This is a genomic window from Acidimangrovimonas pyrenivorans (genome assembly GCF_042643245.1).
Taxonomy (GTDB): Bacteria; Pseudomonadota; Alphaproteobacteria; order Rhodobacterales; family Rhodobacteraceae; genus Acidimangrovimonas; species Acidimangrovimonas pyrenivorans.
Genome location: NZ_JBHRSK010000001.1, coordinates 1 through 25,459, shown reverse-complemented (window position 1 = coordinate 25,459; position 25,459 = coordinate 1). Strand labels below are relative to the sequence as shown.

The following is a 25,459-nucleotide window of genomic DNA, read 5'->3' as shown; positions in this document are numbered from 1 at the left end:
GCCCCGCCAACAAGGAGGTCCTCAGTGGGCAACGCGAGAAACATCGCATTCTGGGTCGTTCTCTTCGTCCTGATCCTGGCGCTCTTCAACCTGTTCAGCGGCAGCCAGTCGACCATGGCGTCGCGGACCATTCCCTATTCGGATTTCATCCAGCGGGTCGATAACGGCGATGTGTCGTCGGTCACGCTCGATGGCGAAAAGGTCTATATCAAGGGCAAGGACGGTCATTCCTACATGACCATCAAGCCCCAGGGCGAGAATGTCACCGACAAGCTGCTGGCCAAGAACGTCTCGGTCGACGCCAAGGCGCAGCAGCAGTCCGGCTTCCTGTCGATGCTGGGCGTCTGGCTGCCCTTCATCGTGCTGATCGGGATCTGGATATTCTTCATGAACCGGATGCAGGGCGGCGGCCGCGGCGGGGCGATGGGCTTCGGCAAGTCGCGCGCCAAGCTCTTGACCGAGAAGCAGGGCCGGGTGACCTTCGACGACGTCGCCGGCATCGACGAGGCCAAGGAAGAGCTGGAAGAGATCGTCGAGTTCCTGCGCAACCCGCAGAAATTCAGCCGCCTCGGCGGCAAGATCCCGAAAGGCGCGCTGCTGGTCGGCCCGCCCGGCACCGGTAAGACGCTGCTGGCCCGCGCCATCGCCGGCGAGGCGGGCGTGCCCTTCTTCACCATCTCGGGTTCCGACTTCGTCGAGATGTTCGTCGGCGTCGGCGCCAGCCGGGTTCGCGACATGTTCGAGCAGGCCAAGAAGAACGCGCCCTGCATCGTCTTCATCGACGAGATCGACGCGGTCGGCCGCTCGCGCGGGGTCGGTTACGGCGGCGGCAATGACGAGCGCGAGCAGACCCTGAACCAGCTGCTGGTCGAGATGGACGGTTTCGAGGCCAACGAGGGCATCATCATCGTCGCCGCGACCAACCGGCCCGACGTGCTCGACCCGGCGCTGCTGCGCCCGGGCCGTTTCGACCGCCAGATCCAGGTGCCGAACCCGGACATCAAGGGCCGCGAGAAGATCCTCTCGGTCCATGCCCGCAAGGTGCCGATCGGCCCCGATGTCGACCTGCGCATCATCGCCCGCGGCACCCCCGGCTTCTCGGGCGCCGACCTGGCCAACCTGGTCAACGAGGCGGCGCTGATGGCCGCCCGCGTCGGCCGGCGCTTCGTCACCATGGACGATTTCGAGAATGCCAAGGACAAGGTGATGATGGGGGCCGAGCGGCGCTCGATGGTCATGTCCGAGGACGAGAAGAAGCTGACCGCCTATCACGAGGCCGGCCACGCCGTCGTCGGGTTGAACGTGCCGCAGCACGATCCGATCCACAAGGCGACGATCATCCCGCGCGGTCGGGCCCTGGGCCTTGTCCTCAGCCTGCCCGAGCGCGACCAGCTGTCGGTGACCTACACCAAGTACAAGTCCAAGATCGCGATGGCGATGGGCGGCAAGGTCGCCGAGGAACTGGTCTTCGGCAAGGAGAACGTGACCTCGGGTGCCGCCAGCGACATCCAGCAGGTGTCGAAGATCGCCCGCGCCATGGTCACCCAGTTCGGCATGTCCGACAAGCTGGGCAATATCGACTATGCCAACGAGCAGCAGAGCTATCTGGGCACTTATTCCCAGGGCTCGGCCCACTCGCCCGAGACGATGGAGCTGATCGACGAGGAAGTGCGCAAGATGGTCGACGAGGGCTACGAGACCGCCAAGCGCATCCTGACCGAGCATGCCGACGATCACCGCCGGCTGGCCGAGGCGCTGCTGGAATACGAAACCCTGACCGGCAACGAGATCCTCAAGGCGATGCGGGGCGAGCCGTTGGACCGCGGCGACGATGACGACGGTGCGACCACCACGCCCAGCCTGACCGCGATCCCCAAGACCAAGCCCAAGCCCAAGTCGGACGGCGGGATGGAGCCCGAACCGACCGCCTGAGCGGGGCGCGATATGACGGAAGGGCCGGGCATGTCTCGGCCCTTTTGCTTTTTGTCCGGGCGGGGCGATGGGCTTGCGCCCGTTTGGTATGCAATGGTATACAGAATTCGTTTCGAGTGAGAGGAGGCGCGAGATGACCCGATCGGACTGGAACCCGGTCCTCTATGAACGGTTTGCCGGGCTGCGGCTGCGGCCGGCGCTCGATCTCATGGCCCAGATCGGCGCACTGCCCGACGGTCCGGTGATCGACCTGGGCTGCGGCAATGGCCCGGTGGGGCCGGCGCTGGCAGGGCGCTTTGCCGGGCGCGAGTTGATCGGCCTCGACAATTCCCCGGCCATGCTGGCCAAGGCGCGCGAGACTGGCGCCTATGCCCGCCTCGACGAGGGCGACATCGCTGCCTGGACGCCGGAACAGGCGCCGGCGCTGATCTTCTCGAACGCCGCGCTGCACTGGCTGCCGGACCACGACACGCTGCTGCCGCGGCTGGCCGGGCTGCTGGCGCCGGGCGGCACGCTGGCGGTGCAGATGCCGCGCCAGACCGGGGCGCCCTCGCACCGCTTCCTGCGCGACATCGCCACCAAGCTGTTCGGCGACCGTTTCGACTTCGCCGATTGGGTGCCGCCGGTCGCCCCGGCCGAACATTACTGGCGCCTGCTGGCGCCGCTGGGCCGGGTGACGGCCTGGGAGACGGAATATGTCCAACAGCTCGCCCCCGTCGCCGACGGCCACCCGGTGCGCCGCTTCACCGAGAGCACGGCGATGCGCCCGTTCCTCGACAAGCTGAACGCCGAGGAGACGGCGGAATTCATCGCCGCCTACGAAGAGGCGCTCGGCGTTGCCTATCCGCTGCTTGCCGACGGCGGCGCGCTGTTCCCCTTCCGCCGCTGTTTCTTCGTTCTCGAGGTCTGATCCATGCCCGCGCTCAAACCCACCGCCTTCTCGGCGACCGTCACCTGGCTCGGCCGCGTCGCCGACCGCTCGGCCGCGCTCAATTCGACGCCCGCCGACAGCCTGACCCTGGGTTTCGCCGGGCCCGAGGGCGAGGCGCATGGCGGCCGCACCCGGCCGTCCTGTTCGCGCGTGCTGGCCCAGCACCCGCGCGACACCGAGATCGCCAATGTCCGGCAACTCTCGATCGTCTCGGCCGAGGAGATGGACGCGACCGCCGCCGAGATGGGCATCGAGGCGCTGAACCCCGAATGGCTCGGCGTCAGCGTCGTGGTCTCGGGCCTGCCCGATTTCGCCCACCTGCCGCCCTCGTCGCGGCTGCAGGGCCCGGACGGGGTGACGCTGGTGGTCGATATGGAGAACCGGCCCTGCAACCTGCCGGCGCGGGTGATCGAGGACCTGCTGCCGGGCATCGGCAAGAAGTTCAAGGCGGCGGCCCGGGGCCGGCGTGGCGTCACCGCCTGGGTCGAGCGCCCCGGCCGGCTGAACCTGGGCGACAGCCTGACCCTGCATATCCCCGATCAGCCGGTCTGGACCCATCTGGCGGAGGCGCGCGGCGCGGACGCATAGGAGCGGTGACGCGGAGCGAGAAGGGCGGCGCCGGGCAAAACGCTTGGTCGCCGCCCTCTCACCGGATTGTCATCGCGACAAACGTCGCGCCCGCAGGGCCGGGCTGTCGCCTTTGCCGAGGCTCCGATTCCCCGCGCGCCTGCGGCCGCTTGCCTGTCCTTGGCGCTTTCCCGCCGGCCACGGTGCGGTTCGATCGGAAATCCCATCTGGCGAAATTGTCGCGGCAGGTGTCGCAATCGCCCCTTCGGGGTGACATTCGCACCGCTATAGCCGAAACCACGGAAGGCCCGCCGGCACCAGGGAGAGAGGACCACATGACCTTCAAGACCGACATCGAAATCGCCCGGGAAGCGCAGAAGAAACCGATTCAGGAGATCGGCGCCAAGCTGGATATCCCGAACGAGCACCTGCTGCCCTACGGCCATGACAAGGCCAAGGTCGGCCAGGACTTCATCAAGAGCCTCGAAGGCAGGCCGGACGGCAAGCTGATCCTCGTCACCGCGATCAACCCGACCCCGGCGGGCGAGGGCAAGACCACCACCACGGTCGGCCTCGGCGACGGGCTCAACCGCATCGGCAAGAAGGCGGCGATCTGCATCCGCGAAGCCTCGCTCGGCCCGAACTTCGGCATGAAGGGCGGCGCCGCCGGCGGCGGGCTGTCGCAGGTGGTGCCGATGGAGGAGATGAACCTCCACTTCACCGGCGACATGCACGCCATCACCTCGGCCCACAACCTGCTGTCGGCGATGATCGACAACCACATCTACTGGGGCAACGAGCTGGGCATCGACCAGCGCCGCGTCGTCTGGCGCCGGGTGCTCGACATGAACGACCGGGCGCTGCGTGACACCGTGGTCAGCCTCGGCGGCGTCGCCAACGGTTTCCCGCGCCAGACCGGCTTCGACATCACCGTGGCCTCCGAGGTGATGGCGATCCTGTGCCTCGCCAATGATCTCGAGGACCTGCAGAACCGGCTGGGCGACATCGTCGTCGCCTATACCCGCGACCGTGCGCCGATCACCTGCCGCGACATCAAGGCCGACGGCGCCATGACCGTGCTGCTGAAAGACGCGATGCAGCCGAACCTGGTCCAGACGCTGGAGAACAACCCGGCCTTCGTCCACGGCGGCCCCTTCGCCAACATCGCCCATGGCTGCAACTCGGTCATCGCCACCCGGACCGCGCTCAAGCTGGCCGATTACGTCGTCACCGAGGCCGGCTTCGGCGCCGATCTCGGGGCCGAGAAGTTCTTCGACATCAAGTGCCGCAAGGCCGGGCTCAAGCCCTCGGCGGCGGTGGTCGTCGCCACGGTGCGGGCGATGAAGATGAACGGCGGCGTCGCCAAGGTCGACCTGGGCGCCGAGAATGTCGAGGCGGTGCAGAAGGGCTGCCCGAACCTGGGCCGCCACATCGCCAACGTGAAGAGCTTCGGCGTGCCGGTGGTGGTGGCGATCAACCACTTCCACTCCGACACCGAGGCCGAGGTCGAGGCGGTCAAGGCCTATGTCGCCGAGCAGGGCGCCGAAGCGATCCTCTGCCGCCACTGGGCCGAGGGTAGCGCCGGCATCACCGAGCTGGCCAACAAGGTGGTCGAAATGGCGGATTCCGGTGTCGCCAATTTCTCGCCGATCTATCCCGACGAGATGGGCCTGTTCGAGAAGATCGAGACCATCGCCAAGCGCATCTACCACGCCGACGAGGCGCTGGCCGACAAGTCGGTGCGCGCCCAGCTCAAGGCCTGGGAGGACGCCGGCTACGGCAACCTGCCGGTCTGCATGGCAAAGACGCAATACAGCTTCTCGACCGATCCCAACCTGCGCGGCGCGCCCACCGGCCATTCGGTCCCGGTGCGCGAGGTGCGGCTGTCGGCCGGCGCCGGCTTCATCGTCGCCATCTGCGGCGAGATCATGACGATGCCCGGCCTGCCGCGCCACCCGGCGGCCGAGACGATCCGGCTCGACGACGACGGGCTGATCGAAGGGCTGTTCTGAACAAATGGGGGCCACGGCCGTTCGCGGTTGTGGCCCCCGCGCATCTGCGGCAGATCGGGGGCAACCTGTCCCTGCCGGAGATTGCACCATGACCGACCTCGCCCGCATCACCTCGATGGCCGAGCTGCGCCGCGAGATCGACGCCCATGACCGCGGCATCGTCGCCGCCCTCGTCCGGCGCGCGGCGATGATCGACCGGGCGGCGGAACTGAAGCCGGCCGAGGGCCTGCCGGCGCGGATCGGGCCGCGGGTCGAGGCGGTGGTGGAGAACGTGCGCGCCGCCGCCGTCGAGGGCGGGCTCGACCCCGACCTGGTCGAGCGGCTGTGGCGCGAATTGATCGAGTGGTCGATCGCGCGGGAAGAAAAGGTACTGGGGCCTTCGGGCCCGGAAGGGCAGGGGAGATGACGGCGACACTCATCGACGGCAAGGCGATCGCGGCGGAAATGCAGGCGAAAACGGCGGCCGAGTCGGCCGAGCTGTCGGCGGCCGGCTGGGCGCCGCGGCTGGTCTCGATCTCGGTCGGCGACGTCGCCGCGGCCGAGCTCTACGTCCGCAACCAGCAGCGCCGGGCCGAGGCCGCCGGCGTCGGTTTCGAGGCGCGCAACTATCCCGAGACGATCAGCCTGGAACAGCTTACCGGCGTGCTCCAGGGCCTGAACGCGGACCCGCGCGTCAACGGCATCATCATCCAGCGCCCGCTGCCGGCCCATATCCCGGTGAAGGCGCTGCAGAAGTCGATCCATCCGCTCAAGGATGTCGAGGGCATGCATCCCTCCTCGATCGGCAACATCGTCTACAACGACCTCGCGCTCGGCCCCTGCACGGCGGTCGCCGCGGTCGAGATCCTCAAGACCCTGCCGCTCAAGGTCGAGGGGCTGGACGTCACGGTCATCGGCCATAGCGAGATCGTCGGCAAGCCGATCGCCTTCCTGATGATGGGGCTGGGGGCGACGGTCACGGTCTGCCACCACCTGACCCGTCAGGTCGCGGTGCATTCGCGCCGGGCCGACGCGGTCTTCGTCGCCGTCGGCAAGCCCGGGCTGGTGACGGGCGAGATGCTCAAGCCCGGCGCGGCGCTGATCGATATCGGCATCAACCGGGTCGAGGGCCCGGACGGGCCGCGCACGGTCGGCGACGCCGATTTCGACAGCTGCGCCGAGGTGGCGGGCTGGATCACCCCGGTGCCGGGCGGCGTCGGCCCGGTGACGGTGGCGACACTGATGCAGAATGCGGTGCTTGCGACCCGGATGCAGATGGCGCAATACCGCGACATCTATACCGCGGCGGAATAGGGAGTGGGCGGATGAGCGCGACAATCATCGACGGCAAGGCCTTCGCGGCCAAGGTGCGTGGCCAGATCGCCGAACAGGTGGCGCGGCTGAAGGCCGAGAAGGGGCTGACCCCCGGTCTTGCCGTGATCCTGGTCGGCGAGGACCCGGCCAGCCAGGTCTATGTCCGCAACAAGGGCAAGCAGACCGTCGAGGTCGGCATGAACAGCTTCGAGCACAAGCTGCCCGCCGATGTCCCGGCCGACGAGCTCTACGCCCTGATCGACAAACTCAACGCGGATCCGGCGGTCCATGGCATCCTGTGCCAGTTCCCGGTGCCGCCGCATCTGAGCGAGACCGAGATCGTCGCCCGGATCGACCCGGCCAAGGATGTCGACGGCCTCCACGTGGTCAATGCCGGGCTGCTGGCCAGCGGCCAGAAAGCGATGGTCTCCTGCACCCCTCTGGGCTGCCTGATGCTGCTGCGCGACCAGCTCGGCAGCCTGTCGGGGCTGAACGCGGTCGTGGTCGGGCGCTCGAACCTGGTCGGCAAGCCGATGGCGCAGCTGCTGCTGCGCGACAGCTGCACCGTGACCATCGCCCACAGCCGGACCAAGGACCTGCCCGAGGTCTGCCGCCGCGCCGATATCCTGGTCGCCGCCGTCGGCCGGCCCGAGATGATCAAGGGTGACTGGGTCAAGCCGGGGGCGACGGTGATCGATGTCGGCATCAACCGCATCGACGCGCCGGAGCGCGGCGAGGGCAAGACAAGGCTGGTCGGCGATGTCGAGTTCGGCGCGGCTTCCGAGGTGGCGGGCGCCATCACCCCGGTGCCGGGCGGCGTCGGCCCGATGACCATCGCCTGCCTGCTGGCCAATACCCTGACCGCCTGCTGCCGCGCCAACGGCCTGCCCGAGCCGGAGGGGCTGACGGCCTGAGCCGGGCGGCCTGATCCGGAGGCCCCCGACCGCTGCAACGTTTCGCCCGGCGGCAATGCCGGGCGGCACCCGCCCCTCCCCCCGGGAGCGCGCGCGTCCCCCCGGAGCGTGTCGTTTTTCCGGCAATGCGTATTGCTTTGCGGAACTGCGCATTTTGTTACCCGCGGTCCAGGCGCCGCCCAAGTGCCGCCCAACTGCCGCCGGTGTGGCGCTCGCTCTGCGATGCCGATGCCAGTCGTCGCAAGCGCCGGTCTCGGCAGTCCCGCGATCGGCCTCAGCCTGCCACGGCGACCGGCACCATCGTCCCCTGCAGGATCGCGATCAGCTTCTCCTTGCCCGCGGTCTCGGCGAAGACATCGGCCCGCACCACCGTCAGCCGCCGCCCCGCCTTCACCACCTCGCCGCGCGCGATCAGCCGGTCGCCGGCCGCCGGGGCCAGCAGGTTGATCTTGATCTCGGCGGTCATCACCTCCTGCTCCGCCGGCATCAGCGTCAGCGCGGCATAGCCGGCGGCGGAATCGCCCAGCGAGAAGGCCAGCCCGGCGTGGCCGACCCCGTGCTGCTGGCGTGCCAGCGGCAGGACCGGCGCCACGATCTCGCAGCGGCCGGGGGCGAGCGCGGCGATCTCGGCGCCGAAGGTCTGCATCATCGTCTGGCGCGCGAAACTGCTGCGGACCCGGCTTTCGGTGTCGTCGAAGCGTGTCCCCATGATCCCTGTTCCCCCATTCGCTGTCGGCGCCGTCTTGTCTCCAATTCGGTGTGACGCTAACTGAAGACATCCGCAAGTATTTGTTCATGTTGGGTTATAAGGGTGAATATGTCAGGGGAGGCGGTTCGGAGAGTTGCCGCACAGCGGATCGTGGCGCTGTGGTTCCTGGCCAGCGTCTGCGTTGCCATCGCCGGGCCGTTCGGTACCTACGAGGCCCTCGGCCTGGCCGGTCGCCTGCTGTGCTGGTCGGCGATCCTCGCCCTGGCTTTCGTGGCGGGCGCCGGCACGTCGTGGATCATGGCCCGTTGTTGCCGCCATCGCGGCTTCTGGCAACGCCAATTGATTGACGCCGCGTTCTTCACTCTGTTCTTCCTGCCGATCCTGCGTGGCGTCCTGCTGGCGGTGACAGGGCCGGCCCATCGCCATCTGGTGATGGATAGCTGGCAGATGGCCGGGGCGGTGCTGATGGTGCCACTCGGCCTGAGCCTCGCGGAGTATCTCTGGCTCCGCCCCCGCGCCGATGCCGGGGAGGCGGCCGCGCCGGGGATGCTCCGGCCGGGGCCGCGGCTGCTGGACCGGCTGACGCCCGAGCGGCGCGGCGAGATCCTGCACCTGTCGGGCCGCGATCACTATGTCGACGTCAAGACCGATCGCGGCAAGGATACGTTGCTGATGCGGTTCTCGGACGCGATGGCCGAACTCGAAGGGCTCGACGGGCTGCAGGTCCATCGTTCGCACTGGGTCGCGGTCGAGGCGGTGCGGGGGGCCGAGCGCGAGCGCGGCCGCGTCTACCTCACCCTCGTCGACGGCAGCCGGGTGCCGGTCAGCCGCAGCCATCAGCCCGAGGTGGTCGAGCGCGGCTTGCTGTAGCCCTTCGCCCGCGGCATCGGCAGGGCGCGCGGCGCCGGACCGGTCAGCACCGCCAGCGCGCCGGGGGCCATCAGCTCGGACAGCACCGCCTCGTGGCTGGCCAGCCCGCCGGTATAGCTGCCGAAGGCGGGCAGGATCACGCGCCGCTCGTCGATCAGGAAGCAGGGCCGGGCCAGCGACTGGCCGCGCAGGCTGAGCCGGACCTTGGGGTGGTAATGGCCCGAAACCTCGCCCCGGCCCCCGGCTTGCGCGATATGGCGGAAGACCACCGGGCCGAGCTGCCACTCGGCCCGGTGGCTGCCGCCCAGGTCGACCGGCCCGGGGTCGTGGTTGCCGGCGATCCAGATCCAGCGCCGCCCCGCCATCAGCCGCGTAAGCCACAGCGCGTCCCCCTCGTCCAGCGCCCCGGCCGCCGCGGCGTCGTCGAAACTGTCGCCGAGGCAGAGCACCGTCGCCGGGCCGGTGGCCGCGATCTCGGCCTCGAGCCGGGCCAGCGTGTCGCGCGTCTCGTAGGGCGGCAGCAGGGTGCCGCCGCGCCGGGCCAGCCGCTCGGCCTTGCCCAGATGCAGGTCGGCAACGACCAGCAGCCGCTCGGCCGCCCACCACAAGGCGCCCGAGCCGCGCGCGGTCAGCGCCGCGCCGAAGAAGGTAAAGCCGTGCCCGTCCATCCCGGTTCGGTGCCTCAAGCGGCGCGGCTTGGCAAGGGCCGCCTAGCGTTCGGCCAGTCCGGCCGCCGCCATCAGCCGCTCGGCCTCCTCCGCCAGCAACCGCTCCCTCGCCGCCCCCTCGACCGGCACCCGGCCATGTTCGAGGAACAGCGGCGCCGCCAGCGGCGTCACCCGGTCGAGCCGCAGCAGCGCGATCCGGCCGCCGATCCGCGCCAGCATCTCCTCGATGCGGCCGAAATCGACCAGCCCGCGCAGCGCCTCCTCGCGGGTGATGCGCAACAGCAGGTGGTCGGGATCGTAACGCCGCAAGGTGTCGTAGAGGATGTCGGAGGAGAAGGTCGCCTGCCGCCCGGTCTTGCGCTGGCCCTGGGTCACCCGGTCGATCAGCCCGGCGATGACGGCCGCGTTGCGGAAGGTCCGCTTCATCACCGCGTTGCCGGCCAGCCAGCTGTCGAGCCCGACCCGCAACCCCTCGGGCGCCAGCAGCGGGGCCGGGTCGGTCACCGCGTCCAGCCCCCAGATCAGCGTCGCGTAATCGGTGGCGACGAAGCCGAGCGGGTGCAGCCCCTCCTCCTCCATCCGCTTGGTCAACAGCAGCCCCAGCGTCTGCTGCGCGTTGCGGCCGGCGAACCCGTAGAGGCAAAGATGCTCGCGCCCCTCATGCGGAAAGCTCTCGATCAGCAGGCTGTCGGCCTCGGGCAGGCGCGAGACCTGGCTTTGCAGCGCCAGCCAGTCGGCCGTGTGTCGCGGCAGGGCATCGCGGTGAGCGGGTTGCAAAAGGTCAAGGATGCGCCGGGCCAGCAGGGTGGAAGTGGCGAACTTGGTGCCGGAAAAGACGGCCAGCTTGGGGTTGCGCCCGGGGCTGCGGCTGACCTCGACCACCATCTCGCGCAGCGCGTCGTAGCGCACGACCTGGCCGCCGATCAGGAAGGTGTCGCCCGGGGTCAGGCTGGCGGCGAAGCTTTCCTCGACCTCGCCCAGCGGCGCGCCGCCGCGGCCGCGCAGCCGGACCTTGAGCACCTCGGTGTCGATGATCGTGCCCAGGTTCATCCGGATCCGCGCCGCCGCCCGCGGGTCGCGCAGCTGCCATTTGCCATCGCGCCGGATCAGCCGCTGCCAGCGGTCATAGGCGCGCAGGGCATAGCCGCCGGTGGCGACGAAATCGAGGCAGTCGTCGAAGCCCGCGCGGGAGAGCCCGGCATAGGGGCCGGCGGTCCTGACCTCGGCGAACAGCGTGTCGGCGTCGAACGGCCCGGCGGCGGCCGTCGCCAGGATATGCTGGCACAGCACGTCGCGCGGCCCCGGCCCGCGCGGCTCGCCGTCCAGGTCGTGGTCACGCGCGGCCTGCAGGGCGGCGACGCATTCGACGACCTCGAACCGGTTGGCCGGCACCAGCAGCGCCTTGGAGGGCGCGTTGTAGCGGTGGTTGGCACGGCCGATGCGCTGGACCAGCCGCTTGACGTTCTTCGGCGCGCCGACCTGCACCACCAGGTCGACATCGCCCCAGTCGATGCCGAGGTCGAGGCTGCCGGTGCAGACCACGGCCCGCAGCGTTCCCGCCACCATCGCCGCCTCGACCTTCTCGCGCTGCTCGCGGGCAAGGCTGCCGTGATGGATGCCGATCGGCAGGTTGTCGTCGTTGTGCAGCCAGAGCTGGTGAAAGAAGATCTCGGCCTGCGCCCGGGTGTTGTGGAAGATCAGCGTCGTGCGGTGGCGCCGGACCTCCTCCAGGATCGCCGGGATCGCGTAACGCCCGCCGCCGCCGGCCCAGGGCGGCGGCGTCTCGGTCTCCAGCATCGCGATATCGGGGTCGGGGCCGGGATCGGCCTGCAGGATCTCGCAAGCGTCGGGAGAACGGGCAAGGAAGCGGGCCAGCGCCGGCGGGTCCTCGACCGTCGCCGACAGCCCGACCCGGCGCAGCCCCGGCACCAGCGCCGACAGCCGGGCCAGCGCCAGCATCAGCTGGTCGCCGCGCTTGCTCTCGGCCAGGGCGTGGACCTCGTCCACCACCACTCGCTTCATTCCGGCGAAGATCCGCGGCGCGTCCTCGTAGCTGAGCAGCAGGGCGAGGCTTTCCGGCGTCGTCAGCAGGATATGCGGCGGGTCGGCGCGCTGGCGTCGGCGGCGGCTGTGGGGGGTGTCGCCGCTGCGGTCCTCGATGCGGATGTTGAGCCCGATCTCCGCGACCGGCTGGCGCAGGTTGCGGCCGATATCGGCCGCCAGCGCCTTGAGCGGCGAGATGTAGAGCGTGTGCAAGCCGGCAGGCGGATCGGGGCCCAGTTCGACCAGCGTCGGCAGGAATCCGGCAAGCGTCTTGCCGCCGCCGGTGGGCGCGATCAGCAGCAGCGCCGGCGCCCCGGCCCGGTCGAGCATCGCTTGTTGATGGGGATGCAGCTGCCAGCCGCGGGCAGAGAACCAGTCTTGGAGCGGGGCAGGCAGGGCGGTCATGGCGCGAGGATAGCCCGGGCATGGCGGCTGTGGAACGGGCAGGACCGGGGCGCTGCCCCGGACCCCGGGATATTTTGCCTGAGAGGAAGAGGATGGAAGCTCTTTCGGGCTTCCTCTCAGCGGAAATATCCCGGGGGTCCGGGGGCTGGCCCCCGGCCCGACCTTACTTCTTGGGGCGCGGGGTGAGATGCCGGATGGCGGTCTGGACCGCACGGGGCAGGTCGGTGTCGGCGCCGTCTGGCGCGGCGTCGAGGGCGCTTTCGACATCCTTGACCAGGATGCCGATCGAATTGTCCGGCGCCCAGCCGTCGCGGGCGAACTCGATCGTCTCGAAGCCCGAGGCGAGCCAGTTCTGGCCCGAGGAGGTGGCGATCAGGTCGAGCAGCCGGCGCTCGTCGATCCCTTCGGCATCGGCCCAGTCGAGCACCAGCCGGGTCATCGCCGTCGACGAGGCGGCGAGCAGGTTGTTGAGCACCTTGGCCGCCATGCCGGCGCCGTAGCCGCCCATGCGGTGGAAATGCGCCCCCATCGCGTCGAAGAGCGGCTGGGCGCGGTCGAGATCGGCCCGATCGCCGCCGAGCATGAAGGACAGCCGCCGCTCCTGCGCCGCCACCGCCGCACCTGACATCGGGGCGTCGATCAGGGCGATATGCCGAGGCACCCGGGCGCGCAATTCGCGGACATAGCGCGGCGACAGGGTCGAGGACAGGATCACCGTCTCCAGCGCGGGGGCGCGGCTCAGGAAGCCCTGGTCCGAGAACAGCAGTTCCTCGGTCTGGGGGATGTCGCGCACGACCGAGATCAGAACGCGTAGCCCGGCGGCGAAACGGTCGGGATCGTCGGTCATCCGCTCCGCCAGCGCGCCGAATTCCGACGGCGGGCGGATGTCGAAGCCGCGGGCCTCGATCCCCGCTGCCGCCAAGGCCGCCAGCATCGGCGCGCCCATCCGGCCGCAGCCGGCCAGCCCGACCCCCTCGCGCATCGGTGTCGCCATCAGTGGATGATCTCTTCCTGGCGCACGAACATGTTCGACCAGGCCCGGTCGATCAGTTCGGGCGTCATCTGGTAGGGAATGCCCTCGAACTCGCAGATCGCGATCATCTGGTCGACCAGGAAGATCGGCTGGTAGTTGGCGTAGACATTGTCGATCTCGGGGTACTTGACCTTGAGCAGGTGGACCAGCGCGGTTTCGTCCAGCGGCATCTTGCGCTTGCGGGCGACCATGGCGAAGATCTTGAGGAAGTCCTCCTGGTTCGGCCCGTCGATCTTGATCTTGAAGAAGATCCGGCGCAGCGCGGCGCGGTCGAAGATCTCGTTCGGGTGGAAGTTGGTCGAGAAGATCACCAGCGTGTCGAAGGGCACGGTGAATTTCTCGCCCGATTGCAGCGCCAGGATATCGCGGTTCTCTTCCAGCGGCACGATCCAGCGGTTGACCAGCTTCTGCGGCGGTTCGGCCTGGCGGCCGAGGTCGTCGACGATGAAGACGCCGCCGGTCGCCTTGAGCTGGAGCGGCGCCTGGTAGGTGCGCGCCGTCGGGTTGTAGGTCAGGTCGAGCATGTCGATGGTCAGCTCGCCGCCGGTGATGACCGTCGGCCGCTCGCAATAGACATAGCGGTTGTCGAAGCGGTTCGAGGTCCGGCGCAGCGAGTTCGGGTCGTCCACCGCCATCTCGGCCTTGGAATGGATGATCGGGTCGTAGACGGTGATGACCTGGCCGGAATATTCCAGCGCGCGAGGGACGTAGATCTTGTCGCCCAGGGCGTCGCGGATGCCGTTCGAGATCGAGCTCTTGCCGTTGCCGGGCGGGCCGTACATCAGGATCGAACGGCCCGAGGTCACGGCGGGGCCGAGGTTCTGCAGCAGATCGTTGGGCAGGATCAGGTGGCCCATGGCCGAGGTCAGCTGCTCGCGGCTGATCTGGATGTTGCGGATCGACTGGCGCTTGACCTGCTCGCCATAGTCGATCAGCGGCACCGGCATGGCGCCGTAATATTCCGACTGGCTGAGCGCGTCGAGCGCGCGCGCCTTGCCGGCATCCGAGAGCTGGTAGCCCATCTCGTTGCCGGCATTGGCGTGCAGGGTGCCGGTCGCCTCGATCAGCCGCTGGGTGCGGGCGATGTCGACCAGTTCCTGCGTCACCGGCACCGGCAGGCAGACGATCCGGGCGATGTCCGAGACGGTATCGAGGTTCATGCGGAACATGGTCTTGAGCAGGATGTCCCGCAGCATGACCATCGACAGCCCGGTTTCCGCCAGCGTGCGCGGGGTCGGCGGGGCAAGAACGGTGGTTTTCGCTTCAGCGTTCATGGGCAACGCTCCTGTCGGTCGGTGTGGCGCCGGTGGACAGGATGCCCGGGCCGGCTTGACCAGGGGTTAAGGCCGGCTCAGGCGCCATAGGGCACCGCCAGCATGAGGTAGAAGATCAGTACGCCGGAAAGGGCGAGCCCCATCGGGAAATCCTTGCGCTGCCACGATTGCCAGTCGCCGGCGGCGCGGCGGAAGGCGGGCACCAGGCCGAGACCGCGATGGGCGGTGAAGGCGGCCAGCAGGATCGCCGAGGACAGCGCGATCACCAGCCGCAGGTCGGCGGTCATGAAATAGGGGGCCATCGCGGCGGCGAATTTCGCGTCGCCCGCGCCCAGCAACCCGCTCATGTTCATCACGAAGCCGACGCCGAGGATCAGCGGCAGGTGGCCGAGCTGCCACAGATAGGTCTCGAGCGGCAGGGTCAGCGGGCCGAGGACGATGAAGACGGCGGCCAGGGCCAGCACCGCCATGTTGGGGATCTTCATGAATTTCATGTCGCTCCAGGCGACCCAGACCCCGATCGCCAGGGCGAAGGGCAGGAAGACGAGCGCGGCGCCGGCGGGGAACAGCATCCTAGTCGCTCACCTTCTCGTTCAGCGCGTCGAGACTGCGCTGAGCGGCTTCGAAATATTGCGGGCTGGTGGCGATCGCGTCCTGCAGCAGGCTCTTGCCCACCGCGACGTCGTCCTGCTTGATCGCGGTCAGCGCCAGCGTGTAGAGCAGATGCGCCCGCTCGGTCTGGGTCATCTTCACCAGTGGCAGGTCGTATTTGCGCTGCGCGCCGCGGGCCAGCACCAGGTTGTTCTTGGCGGTGAACAGGGTCGGATCGTAGGTCAGCGCCCGGGCGAACAGCTTTTCGGCGCCGGCATAGTCGCCGCGGGTCAGCTTGGAAAAGCCCCAGTTGTTGTAGACGCCGGCCGGCCGGGTCGTCATCCCCGCCGCGGTCTCGTAGAAGCTGTCGGCCTTCTTCCACTGCTTCTTGCTGTCGGCCACCATCGCCTCGAGCCGGTAGCGCTGATAGGTCTCGTGGGTCGGCGGCACGGTGTTGAGCACCGCCTCGGCCTGCTTCCACTTGTTGGCGCGGATCAGCGCCCCGGCCTGGTTGACCTTGTCGTCCTCGGTGCCGCCGGGCATCGCCGCCACCTTGGCCCAGACCTTGGCGCCCTCGTCGGGCGCGCCGGCGCGCACCAGCGACGCGGCCAGTCCGCGCTGCATGGCGATGTCGTCGGGTTTCTTGGCCACGCCCTTGCGGAAATAGGCGACGGCCTCCTTGGGATCGGCGACCGTCATCATGATCGCGTTGAGGTTGCTCTCGTCGACCTGGTTGACCTGCTTGACCGCCTTTTCCACCCGCGCTTCGCGCGAGTCCCCGCAGGCAGAAAGCGCCAGCGCCGTGCCAAGACACAGGGTAACGAAGACCGGATGGCGCATGATGCGTCCTCTTACTGCTCGGCGCTCACGGCGTGGACAGCAGGAGGTATCGCCCGTCGCCCCGCCGCACCAGCGCATATTTTGTTGTTTCTTGCGGCGAATCATACGCGGATTTTTCCGTTTTTGCGATAGCCAGGCGCAGATTTTGCCGGATCTCGTCGGAGGCGCCGTCGTCCAGCGCATAGGCCTTACGGAAGGTCAGCCGCGCCTCGCCGTATTTGCCCTGGTTCATCAGCACCACGCCCAGGTTGTTCAGGGCCGGCACGAAGTTGGGGTCGCGCTCGAGCGCGCGGTGCAGCAATTGCTCGGCCTGGTTCAGCCGGCCGAGCTTGAGATTGGCCGAGCCGAGCGCCGACAGCACATCGGCATTGACCCCGTCCTCGGCCGCTGCGCGCAGATAGGCCTTGAGCGCCAGTTCGTATTCCCCGGCCGCCATCAGCCGGTGGCCGACCACCAGCCCGTCGACCGCTTCCTTCACCGCCGGCGTTCCCGGCGGCGGCTTGAGCCCCTCATGCGCAGGCGCAAGGCCGCCGGTCGTCTGACAGGCGGCCAGCAGGGCCAGGGCGGCACAGGCGACGAGGAGGCGGCTTCGTCGTGGTGTCGTCATCGTCCTCAGAAACTCGAGCCAGACAGGGTTTGCGCGATCCCGTAGATCGAAGGCCCGATCAGGATGATCATCAGCGGCGGGACCGTGAACAGCATAGTGCCCAGTGTCAGCTTGGTGGGCAACTTGTTTGCCTTCTCCTCGGCCCGCATCACGCGCTTGTCACGCATCTCGGCCGAGAAGACCCGCAGCGCCTCGGCGATCGAGGTGCCGAAACTGGCCGACTGGATCAGCACGGTGACGAAGGACGAGACGTCGGGCACGCCGGCGCGCTCGGACATGTCGCGCAGCACGTTGACGCGGTCCTTGCCGGCCTTGACCTCGTTGGCGACCATGTCGAATTCCTCGGCCAGCGCCGGGTAGCCCGCCTTGATCTCCTTGGCGACGCGGACGATCGACTGGTCGAGCGACTGGCCCGCCTCGACGCAGACCAGCATCATGTCGAGCGCATCGGGAAAGCCGTCGAGGATCTCCTGCTGGCGCGCCTGGATGCGGCGCTCGATCCAGTACTTGGGCAGGAAATAGCCCGCCGCGCCGGGGATCAGCGTGTAGAGGATCAGCGTCTGGGTGCTGACATCGCGGGTGTGCGACAGCATCAGCGCGTAGAGCACCCCGACGACGAGGGCACCGATGCCGAGAACGAATTGCGCGGCATGGAACATCCGCACCGCGTTGCGCGCGCGATAGCCCGCGCGCAGCATCCTCAGCCGCGCCGCGCTCATTTCCTCGGCGCTTTGCGGTTCGAGGAAGGTGGCGAATTTGTCGAGCTTGTCCGAGGCGCCGCCGTCGTTGCGCAGCCCCTCCTTCTTCGACCGCTGCGGCGCTTCCTTGGCCTTGACCGTCTCGCGCAGCTTGTCGAGCGGGTCGCTTTCCTTGCGCAGCATGGTCGGAAGCGCCAGCAGCACCAGCAGCACCCCCAGCCCGCCGACCGCGATCAGCGGCCCCAGCGGCCCCAGCTTGTCGACGAGCATCGCGTTGATCGCGTTGAAGTATTCCATTGCGTGCCCCTCAGACCTTGATGTTGACCATGATCTTCATGAAGATGACGTTGACGACCAGGAAGACGCCCACCACCAGCGCGGCGGGGATGAAATAGGCCGTCTTCTGGACGTCGTCGTAGTAATGCGGCTGGATCACGTTGATCATGATCAGCGCGGCGATCGGGAAGGCCGACAGGAACATGCCCGACCATTTCGCTTCCGCCGTGATCGCCTTGACCCGGCGGAACAGCTTGAAGCGGGCGCGGATCACCCGGGCCAGACCGTCGAGGATCTCGGCCAGGTTGCCGCCCGATTGCTGCTGGATCGTGACCGCCACGGCGAGGAAGCGCAAATCCTGCATGTCCAGCCGCTCGGCCAGATCCTTGAGGCTTTCGGCGACGTCGCGGCCATAGGCGGCCTCGTCGGCGATCATGCCGAACTCCGACCCCAGCGGGTCGGGCACTTCCTTGGCGACGATGCCGATCGCGGCCGAGAACGGGTGGCCGACGCGCAGGCTGCGCACCATCAGCTCGACGGCGTCGGGCAGCTGTTCCTCGATCAGTGCCAGGCGCTTCTTGGCCTTGTTGGAGACCCAGAGATAGACGCCGCCGAAGCCCATCGCGATCGCCACTGCCACCCGCACGGGCAGCGCCGCCTCGGTGCCGATGGTCAGGCCGACATAGGCGAAGCCGGACAGGCCGAACATGATCATCACCAGCTGGCGCGGGGTGAAGACGATATTGGCCCGCTGCGCCTTGGTGGCGAGGATCGAATAGAGCGGGATGCCCTTGACCGTCATGTGCTGGCTCATCTCCTTGCGGAGCTGTTCCAGCACCTTCTCGCGCCCGGCGCCCTTTTCCAGCAGGGCGAGGCGGCGATTGACGCGGTTGTTCAGGCTGATCGACTTGCCGAAGACGGTCAGGTAGAGCCCCTCGACCAGCAGCAGCACGCCGATGAAGATGAGACCGTAAATGAGCGGGGCGGCGCTGATCTGCATGGCTGTTTCCTCACACGATCGGTTCGTAGATCTCGGCGGGCAGGTTGTAGCCCCACTGCTTGAAGCGCTCGGCGTAATAGGAGCGCACGCCGGTGGCGTTGAACCGGCCGACGATCTTGCCGTTGGCCTCCATGCCCAGACGCTCGTAGCGGAAGATCTCCTGCATCGAGATCACGTCGCCCTCCATGCCGGTGATCTCGGTCACCGAGACCATCCGGCGCGAGCCGTCCTGCAGGCGCGAGACCTGCACCACCAGGTTGACGGCGCTGGCGATCTGGCTGCGCAGCGCCTTGATCGGCATCTCGATGCCCGACATCGAGACCATGTTCTCGAGACGCGAGACGGCGTCGCGGGCGCTGTTGGCGTGGATCGTGGTCATCGAGCCGTCATGGCCGGTATTCATCGCCTGCAGCATGTCGATGACTTCCTCGCCGCGCGTCTCGCCGACGATGATGCGGTCGGGACGCATCCGCAGCGCGTTGCGCAGACAGTCGCGCTGGGTCACGGCGCCCTTGCCCTCGACGTTGGGCGGGCGGCTTTCCATCCGGCCGACATGGACCTGCTGGAGCTGAAGTTCCGCCGTGTCCTCGATGGTCAGGATGCGTTCGGAGTTGTCGATGAAGGACGACAGCGCGTTCAGCGTGGTCGTCTTGCCCGAGCCGGTGCCGCCCGAGACGATGATGTTGAGCCGGGTCGCGACCGCCGCCTGCAGATAGGCGGCCATCTCCTCGGTGAAGGCGCCGAACTTCACCAGGTCGTTGACGGCCAGCTTTTCCTTCTTGAATTTCCGGATCGAGACCAGCGAGCCGTCGACGGCGATCGGCGGCACCATGGCGTTGAAGCGCGAACCGTCGGCCAGGCGGGCGTCGACGTAGGGGTTCGATTCATCGACGCGCCGGCCCACGGCCGAGACGATCTTGTCGATGATGCGCAGCAGGTGGCGCTCGTCCTTGAAGGTGATGTCGGTCAGCTGGAGCTTGCCGTCCCGCTCGACGAAGATCTGCTGCGGACCGTTGACCAGGATGTCGTTGACCGTATCGTCCTTGAGCAGCGGCTCGAGCGGGCCGAGCCCCATGACCTCGTCATAGAGCTCCTGGTTGATCGTGGTGCGGTCCTCCTTGTTGAGGACGATCGACATCTCGTCCAGCGCCTCGCCGGCGATGGCGGCGATCTCGGACCGCAGGCTGGCCTCGGTGGCGTGTTCCAGCGCCGCGAGGTTGAGGTTGTCCAGCAGGCGCTTGTGCAGCTCGACCTTGATCTCCTGCAGGCGTTCCTTGCGCTTCTTCTCCTTGTCATGCACCACAGTCTGCGCCACCGTCTTGGCGCTGACGGTCGGCTTGGCGCGCGGCGCCGTCGGCGTGGCGGCGGCCATATGGGCCTTGGCCTGAGGGGCGCTCAGCCCTTCCTTGACCGGCGCCGTGGTCTGGGCCGGGCGCGCGTGGTTTTCTTCGAGTTTCTTGAAGCGCGAGAACATGGCCATGGCGGATTATCCCTTTCCGGCCTCGGCGGCCTGGTTCAGCTCGTGCAGTTGCTTGGCGAGCTTCTGGATTTCCTTGCGCAGCGGGTTCTTGGCCGCGGTTTCCGACAGCGGCAGGCCGTGATCGTTGGCCTGGGTGACCTGGTGGGCGCCGTCGGGCAGCATCAGCTCGATGTCGATGTCGAGGCTCTCGGCCAGGCGCTTGGCGCGCGACTTGCCGCTCAGGTCGGTGAATTTCGGCGCCCGGTTGAGCGCGAAGCGCAGCTTCTCGAAGGGCAGTTCCTCGGCCTTCAGCGCGCGCAGCAGGCGCAGCGCGTTCTGGGCCGAGCGCATGTCGAGTTCGATCAGCGCGAAATAGACATGGGCATGGTGCAGCACCGTCTCGGTCCATTGCACCACCGTCTTGGGCATGTCGATGATGACGAAGTCGAAATTGGTCCGCGCCATCTGCACTAGCCGGTCGATGTCGTCGGCGCTGGCGATTTCCAGCGGCAGCATCTCGGCCGGCGCGGTGAAGACATGCAGCCGGTCGTTGAAGGTCTGCATCGCCTGCAGGAAGCTGTCGCTGTCGGCCGAGGCGGTGTCGGACAGGATGTCGAAGATCGCATCGCGCCGCGGCAGGTCGAGATAGGTCGAGACCGAGCCGTATTGGAAATCGAAGTCGATCAGGCAGACCTTCGGCGACTCCTTCTTGCTGATATTCGCCAGCTCCCAGGCCAGGTTGACCGCGAGGGTGGTGGCGCCGGTGCCGCCCGCCAGGCCGTGAACCGGCAGCACGACGCCGTCGCGGTCGCCCTTGGCATGTGCCGTCGGCGCGCCGGGATGGCCGCCCTCGGGCCGCGGCGAGGCGGTCGGGCCGGGGTTGCGCACCCGCTCGATCGCGTCGTGCAGCGCGCCCTCGGGCAGCGGGTAGGGCACGAAATCGTCGGCGCCCAGCCGCAGCAGCTGGTGCAGGGCGATCGGGCTGATCTCTTCGGCGATCAGGATCACCCGGATTCCGGTCTCCTTGGCCTGCTTGATCAGGGCGCTGATCCGCGTCAGGTCGCCTTCGTCCTGGTCGTCCACCGCGATGGCGACGAATTCCAGCGACGAGGCTTCGGGCTGGGTCAGGAACAGGGAGGCATCGTCGAAGCTGAGGTCGCCCCAGCTTTCGCCCAGTTCCGCCTCCATGTCCTCGATCAGCAGATCGAAGTTCTGCACATCGCGCGAGATCGTGCATGCCACGATCGGTGCCGGATCAGGCTGTAGCGCCGCTACGTTGGTCATTGCCTCTCGTCCTTCCTCTGACGAACCGGAACGGTCTTCTGGCAGGCCGGCTGTCTTCGCGCTGCTCATCCGTCCACGTCCTCGTTCGCGGTCCGGGCACGACTCGGCGCCGTGCCAACTGCTCCCAAGTTGGCAAACTGGTGGAGAATGTTGGCAACATTGGGGCCAAAAAATCGTTATTGTACGATCATTTCGCGCCAATGCCGGCCGCAGGGGCCGGCATTGGGGCAAGATCTGGAAACGGTTGGAGTGATCGCCTGCGGCCCGCGGCCGCGGGCGCTCAGTTGCCGGTCGGAGTGGTCGAGGTGCTGCTGCTGGCCGCGGCGGCCTCGACGCCGTCGGTCGGCACCGCGCTCTTGACGTATTCGCGGAAGATCACCTGGGCATATTTGCCGTTCAGCACCAGGGGCGCGGTCTTGACGAAGCCCGAGACCTCGGTGACGGCGCGGCGGTTGCGGCGCTCGCGATTGGGCGTCGGGATCAGCGGACGGGTCTCGCCATAGGAGACGACCGCCTGCAGCCGCGAGCGCGAGATGCCCTGGCTGACCAGGTAATTGACCACCGTCCGGGCGCGGCGCATCCCCAGCGACTTGTTGTAGCGCTCGGTGCCGACCAGGTCGGTATAGCCGAAGACGCGGAACCGGGCTTCGGGGAACTGGCGAATCCAGTTGGCTTGCTGGCGCAGCACCGCCTTGGCCTGTTCATCGAGATAGGCCTTGTCGAAGGCGAAGTTCACCGTGTTCGGCACTTCCTCGGCGAACCGCTTGGCAAGCTGGATAGCGTAGGGTTTCTGGCCCGTCTGGACCATGATGTTGTTCATCGTCGGGTTGCCGTAGCCGCCCTCGTCGAGAGAGCTGCCGACCGGTGCGGTGCTGCAGGCGGCAAGGCCGACGAGGCCGAAGCCGGTCACGAGGGTCCGGATCTGTCGCTTCATGCCGCTCACTCCATCACGTAGCCGTAGGAGCCGCTGAAGTCCTGCTTGGCGACTTCCCCGGCCGGGCCCTTGGGCTGTTTCCTGTGCGCCACCTTGCCGAACAGGAACAGGTCCTTCTCGCTGGGCGGGGCGACACGGTCGGTCGGCAGCGCCAGCGCCTCGCCCTTGGTCGGCGTGACCAGGTGCGGGGTGACGATGATGACCAGCTCGCTCTGCTTGCGGCTGTAGTCCGAACTGCGGAACAGGGCGCCCAGGACCGGGATCTTGCCCAGCCACGGCACCTGGCCGATCAGGTCGGTGAAATCGTCCTGCAGCAGCCCGGCGATGGCGAAGCTCTGGCCGTCGCGCATCTCGACCGTGGTCGAGGTTTCGCGCCGCTTGAAGGCGTTGATGGAGAAACCGTTGTTGTTGTAGCTGACCGTGGTGTCGACGCCGCTGACCGCGGCATTGATCTTGAGGTTGATGATATCGCCATCGACCACGGTGGGAATGAAGCTCAGCTCGACGCCGAAGGGCTTGTATTTCACGGTGACGGTGCCGTTGTCGCCCTGCACCGGGATCGGGTATTCGCCGCCGGCCAGGAAGCTGGCCTTCTGGCCCGACAGCGCGGTCAGGTTCGGCTCGGCCAGCGTCCGCACCATGCCCTTGCTTTCCAGCGCCTCGAGCAGCACCGCGAATTGCAGGCTGCCGGCCGAGAAGCCGAGCGTGACGGCGCCGTTGCTGGCGTTGGAACTGCTGGCGTCGCCGCCCGAGAAGACCGAGTTGACGTTGGCCGGATCGGTGAAGACGCCGTTGCCGCCCTTGACCCCGAGATCGCCGCCCAGCACCGAGCCGTTGATCGCCAGGCTGGAGCTGAGGTTCTTGGCGACCGAGCGCTGCATCTCGGCGAAGCGCACCTTCAGCATCACCTGCTGGGTGCCGCCGACCGTCATCAGGTTCGAGACCCGCTTGGGCGCGTAGCGTTCGGCCAGGTCGAGCGCGCGGTCGAGCTTGGCGGTGCTCGACACCGTGCCCGACAGCACGATGCCGTCATTGGCGGTGCGCACCTGGATATGTTCGCCCGGCAGGATCTGCTGCAGGCGCTCCTTGAATTCCGCGATGTCGGGGGTGACCTGCACCTCGACATTGGTGATCAGCTTGCCGTCGCCCGACAGAAGCGTCAGCGTCGTCCGCCCCGGCGCCTTGCCGAGAACGTAGATCGACTTGTCGGACAAGGTCGAGATATCCGCGATGCCGGGATTGGCGATCGACAACTCGGCGAAGGGTTCGTCGCTCTCGACCACCACCGCCCGGTTCATCGGCACGCTCAAGGCGCGCGACGTCGTGCCATGCATCACATGGAGGGTTTCGGCCTGGCCGGCCGGGGCCGTCGCGAGGGCCAGGGAGACCCCCAGAAACCCGGCTTGCCATAGTCTTTTCATGCTCATGTGATCCTGCCTCTCCGATCACGCCTCAACGGGGGTCTTGGCGCCCCTGATCCCGGCCACAATGCGGGAAACGGCCTTTTTTTGCAAGAATCAAACCGTTGTCAGGCGATGTGTATGTGGATAACCCGCAACAGCCCAAGGCATAGGTGCAACAGCAAAGGGGCACCCAAGATCGGGTGCCCCATGGCGCATTTCGTGACGGTTCCGGCACTTGGCGCGGATCAGTTCGTGCAGGGGATCGGAACCTCGATCACCTTGTCGCCACGCCGCTGCCGGACGGTGCAGACCTTCTTCTTTTCCGGCTTCTGCTCGACCACCGGCTGGTCCTGGATACCCAGCAGGCTCTTGCTGTCGACCTCGATCTTCCCGGCCGTGCTGGTGTCGCGCAGACCGACCAGCGACAGCGCCAGCCGACCGGTGGCCTGGGCCTGGGCCAGCACCGCAACCTGTTCCTGCGTCGCCTCGACGGTCACCGTGCGGGCGATCATCGTCGCGGCGGTGGGATCGGCATTGGCGTTCTGGTCGACGGCGATGATGTTCACGCCGGCCTCGATCAGCCGCGTCAGGTCGCCGCCACCGGGCCCGCCCTTGCCGGTCCAGTAGACATCGACATGGTCGCCCGGGCGCAGGAAGCCCGAGACGCCCGAGGCGACATCGACCTTGATCGCGAAGGCGCGCATCCCGGGGCTGAGCCGCGAGGTGATGCCGGCATCGGCGCCGGGCTTGGTGATGTTGGAGGTCAGCAGCGGCTCGTACTGGGCGATCGGGCGCAGCGCGATCCGCGGCGCGTCGGTGCCCTCGACGAACAGGGCGTGGCTGTCCTTGCCCTTCAGCTCGGTGAAGGCCTGCTTCGGCAGCGCCCGCTTCGGCCAGGCGATCGGCATGACGTCGTCCTTGGTCAGCGTGTCGCCATAGGCAAGCGCCTTCTTGGCCACGTAGACCGTCACCGTCGGCTCGGGCGGCTTCTTCGTCGCGCGTTCCCGCGCGAGTTCCGCCTGGGTCTGCTTGATGTAGCCCTGGGCCATGTAGACCGCAAAGCCGGCGAGTCCGAGGCCCACGACCAGGACCAGACCGAATACCATTCGCATATCGCTTTCCTTTCCTAGTCCGGCATCCAGCTGACGGCTATTTGTCCGTTATTCGAAACTGGAGCTTCATTCTGCTGGTCATTGTTTCCGAGGAATGCGGCAAAAGATGGGAAACTCGGCGTCTCCGGCGTGAATTGTCCGCGGCGCTTTTGCGGGCCGGGGCGGCTCAGTTCGTGCCGTAGCCGGCATTGATGGCGCTGAGCTGGCTCGATACCCGGACCGCCATGCTGTCGGTGCTGCCGCCGATGGCGTTGACGACGACGAGGCCGAGGCCGATGACGGCGGCGGTGAGGACGACCCAGTCGACGGTGACTGCGCCTTCCTCGCGTTGGCGGAAACGGACGAGCCGCGATCTGATATGGGACGGGTCGGGCATGGTGTGTTTCGCTCCTCGGGGCCGCCTCTCGGGCGGCGGTCTCGATTTTCCGACTTCACACTGTCGTGTGAATGCGGCGAGATCGCGGCGTGAATGCGGGCACGGCGCGGAGAATGCCCCGCAATGGAAAACCGCGCCCGGGGAAGGGCGCGGCTCAGGCTTATCAGGCTTCGAGCTCCTGGCGGCGGGGCCGCCGTCGGGATCAGTTGTTGCCGTAGCCCGACTGGA

At 67.7% G+C, this 25,459-nt stretch carries 24 protein-coding genes; 8 read left to right on the top strand and 16 right to left on the bottom strand.

Annotated elements, in window-relative coordinates; all coding sequences use genetic code 11:
- The first annotated feature begins 24 nt into the window (after positions 1-24).
- From ftsH to folD, 7 genes are all read left to right on the top strand, one after another.
- Positions 25-1,932, top strand: a complete 1,908-nt coding sequence (gene ftsH / locus ACFOES_RS00120; protein ID WP_377830631.1) for an ATP-dependent zinc metalloprotease FtsH — start codon at positions 25-27, stop codon at positions 1,930-1,932.
- Positions 1,933-2,065: 133 nt separating this feature from the next.
- Positions 2,066-2,842 (top strand): methyltransferase domain-containing protein, encoded by a 777-nt coding sequence (locus tag ACFOES_RS00115; protein WP_377830628.1) that lies wholly within the window; start codon positions 2,066-2,068, stop codon positions 2,840-2,842.
- 3 nt (positions 2,843-2,845) lie between these two features.
- Positions 2,846-3,451 (top strand): MOSC domain-containing protein, encoded by a 606-nt coding sequence (locus ACFOES_RS00110; protein WP_377830625.1) that lies wholly within the window; start codon positions 2,846-2,848, stop codon positions 3,449-3,451.
- Positions 3,452-3,765: 314 nt separating this feature from the next.
- A complete protein-coding gene (locus ACFOES_RS00105; protein ID WP_377830623.1) occupies positions 3,766-5,442 on the top strand; it encodes a formate--tetrahydrofolate ligase in 1,677 nt (558 codons plus the stop codon).
- An 88-nt stretch (positions 5,443-5,530) separates the two neighbouring features.
- Positions 5,531-5,848, top strand: coding sequence for a chorismate mutase (locus ACFOES_RS00100; RefSeq protein WP_377830620.1), 318 nt, complete (start codon positions 5,531-5,533; stop codon positions 5,846-5,848).
- On the top strand, positions 5,845-6,735 hold the full coding sequence (locus ACFOES_RS00095; RefSeq protein ID WP_377830618.1) for a bifunctional 5,10-methylenetetrahydrofolate dehydrogenase/5,10-methenyltetrahydrofolate cyclohydrolase: 891 nt from the start codon (positions 5,845-5,847) through the stop codon (positions 6,733-6,735). Before ACFOES_RS00100 ends, ACFOES_RS00095 begins: the two co-directional genes overlap by 4 nt.
- 11 nt (positions 6,736-6,746) lie before the next feature.
- A complete protein-coding gene (gene folD / locus ACFOES_RS00090) occupies positions 6,747-7,649 on the top strand; it encodes a bifunctional methylenetetrahydrofolate dehydrogenase/methenyltetrahydrofolate cyclohydrolase FolD (RefSeq protein WP_377830615.1) in 903 nt (300 codons plus the stop codon).
- Between the two features lie 274 nt (positions 7,650-7,923).
- Here the strand turns inward: folD and ACFOES_RS00085 are convergent, their stop codons facing one another.
- Positions 7,924-8,358 carry a PaaI family thioesterase gene (locus ACFOES_RS00085; protein WP_377830612.1) on the bottom strand — a complete coding sequence of 145 codons (435 nt, stop codon included), beginning with the start codon at positions 8,356-8,358 and terminating at the stop codon, positions 7,924-7,926.
- A gap of 150 nt (positions 8,359-8,508) precedes the next feature.
- On the opposite strand from ACFOES_RS00085, the gene ACFOES_RS00080 reads away from it, so the two are divergent.
- A complete protein-coding gene (locus ACFOES_RS00080) occupies positions 8,509-9,228 on the top strand; it encodes a LytTR family DNA-binding domain-containing protein (RefSeq protein WP_377830610.1) in 720 nt (239 codons plus the stop codon).
- Here the strand turns inward: ACFOES_RS00080 and pdeM are convergent.
- The 15 genes from pdeM to ACFOES_RS00005 form a co-directional block, all read right to left on the bottom strand.
- Complete coding sequence (pdeM, locus tag ACFOES_RS00075) at positions 9,195-9,896, bottom strand: ligase-associated DNA damage response endonuclease PdeM (protein ID WP_377830606.1); 702 nt, start codon at positions 9,894-9,896, stop codon at positions 9,195-9,197. The two genes, ACFOES_RS00080 and pdeM, sit on opposite strands and share 34 nt — an antisense overlap.
- Before the next feature lie 42 nt (positions 9,897-9,938).
- Complete coding sequence (locus tag ACFOES_RS00070) at positions 9,939-12,344, bottom strand: ligase-associated DNA damage response DEXH box helicase (protein WP_377830602.1); 2,406 nt, start codon at positions 12,342-12,344, stop codon at positions 9,939-9,941.
- Between the two features lie 163 nt (positions 12,345-12,507).
- Positions 12,508-13,338: an NAD(P)-dependent oxidoreductase gene (locus ACFOES_RS00065; RefSeq protein WP_377830599.1), complete on the bottom strand. Its 831-nt coding sequence runs from the start codon at positions 13,336-13,338 to the stop codon at positions 12,508-12,510.
- The gene (locus ACFOES_RS00060) at positions 13,338-14,651 is read right to left on the bottom strand and encodes an ATPase (protein ID WP_377830597.1); all 1,314 of its coding nucleotides are present in this window, start codon (positions 14,649-14,651) and stop codon (positions 13,338-13,340) included. The genes ACFOES_RS00065 and ACFOES_RS00060 overlap by 1 nt, the downstream gene beginning before the upstream one ends.
- Before the next feature lie 77 nt (positions 14,652-14,728).
- Entirely contained in the window at positions 14,729-15,223 is a 495-nt protein-coding gene (locus ACFOES_RS00055; RefSeq protein WP_377830594.1) for a prepilin peptidase, read from the bottom strand.
- A 1-nt stretch (position 15,224) separates the two neighbouring features.
- Complete coding sequence (locus ACFOES_RS00050) at positions 15,225-16,082, bottom strand: tetratricopeptide repeat protein (protein WP_377830592.1); 858 nt, start codon at positions 16,080-16,082, stop codon at positions 15,225-15,227.
- A gap of 25 nt (positions 16,083-16,107) precedes the next feature.
- Positions 16,108-16,689 carry a tetratricopeptide repeat protein gene (locus tag ACFOES_RS00045; RefSeq protein WP_377830589.1) on the bottom strand — a complete coding sequence of 194 codons (582 nt, stop codon included), beginning with the start codon at positions 16,687-16,689 and terminating at the stop codon, positions 16,108-16,110.
- A 5-nt stretch (positions 16,690-16,694) separates the two neighbouring features.
- Entirely contained in the window at positions 16,695-17,684 is a 990-nt protein-coding gene (locus ACFOES_RS00040) for a type II secretion system F family protein (protein WP_377830587.1), read from the bottom strand.
- Between the two features lie 10 nt (positions 17,685-17,694).
- Entirely contained in the window at positions 17,695-18,663 is a 969-nt protein-coding gene (locus tag ACFOES_RS00035) for a type II secretion system F family protein (protein WP_377830584.1), read from the bottom strand.
- A gap of 10 nt (positions 18,664-18,673) precedes the next feature.
- Complete coding sequence (locus tag ACFOES_RS00030; RefSeq protein WP_377830985.1) at positions 18,674-20,137, bottom strand: CpaF family protein; 1,464 nt, start codon at positions 20,135-20,137, stop codon at positions 18,674-18,676.
- 12 nt (positions 20,138-20,149) lie between these two features.
- Positions 20,150-21,406, bottom strand: a complete 1,257-nt coding sequence (locus tag ACFOES_RS00025; RefSeq protein WP_377830582.1) for an AAA family ATPase — start codon at positions 21,404-21,406, stop codon at positions 20,150-20,152.
- Positions 21,407-21,686: 280 nt separating this feature from the next.
- Positions 21,687-22,340, bottom strand: a complete 654-nt coding sequence (locus ACFOES_RS00020) for an OmpA family protein (RefSeq protein ID WP_377830580.1) — start codon at positions 22,338-22,340, stop codon at positions 21,687-21,689.
- Between the two features lie 5 nt (positions 22,341-22,345).
- On the bottom strand, positions 22,346-23,767 hold the full coding sequence (locus tag ACFOES_RS00015) for a type II and III secretion system protein family protein (RefSeq protein WP_377830578.1): 1,422 nt from the start codon (positions 23,765-23,767) through the stop codon (positions 22,346-22,348).
- A gap of 221 nt (positions 23,768-23,988) precedes the next feature.
- Positions 23,989-24,855 (bottom strand): Flp pilus assembly protein CpaB, encoded by an 867-nt coding sequence (gene cpaB / locus ACFOES_RS00010; RefSeq protein ID WP_377830576.1) that lies wholly within the window; start codon positions 24,853-24,855, stop codon positions 23,989-23,991.
- Positions 24,856-25,021: 166 nt separating this feature from the next.
- Positions 25,022-25,231: a hypothetical protein gene (locus ACFOES_RS00005; protein ID WP_377830573.1), complete on the bottom strand. Its 210-nt coding sequence runs from the start codon at positions 25,229-25,231 to the stop codon at positions 25,022-25,024.
- Positions 25,232-25,459: the final 228 nt, after the last annotated feature.